At 62.8% G+C, this 258-nt stretch carries 1 protein-coding gene; it reads right to left on the bottom strand.

Translation table 11 applies throughout. The features are described 5' to 3' along the window. Positions 1 to 258, bottom strand: a 258-nt coding sequence (locus E5W87_RS30745) for a DUF444 family protein (protein WP_292406289.1), incomplete at both ends; no start/stop codon positions are given.

The raw sequence follows: 258 nt of genomic DNA, 5'->3' as shown, positions 1-258 counted from the left end.
CATTGATGTTGGTCGGGGCACCGGTCGCGGCGAATCCAGCCCGGCGCGGCTTGAAAGCAAGTATCTCCTTGAGGTTGAGCTTGACCATGTCGGGAAGTTCGAGATCCTCGAAGAAGAGATCGAGCACCTCCTCGCGCGAGAGCACGAAACGAAAGTCGTCCTCCGAGATCGTTTTCCCGGGAGACGAGCCGCCGCCGCCCTGGCCGGGCTTGGGGACCCGGTCGCCTGGGGCGAAATGCTTGTTGCCCGGCAGGATGT

The organism is Mesorhizobium sp., assembly GCF_004962925.1.
In the GTDB taxonomy this organism is placed as follows: Bacteria; Pseudomonadota; Alphaproteobacteria; order Rhizobiales; family Rhizobiaceae; genus Mesorhizobium.
Note: the sequence above shows the minus strand (reverse complement) of the source record. Positions and strands in the feature narration are given on the sequence as shown.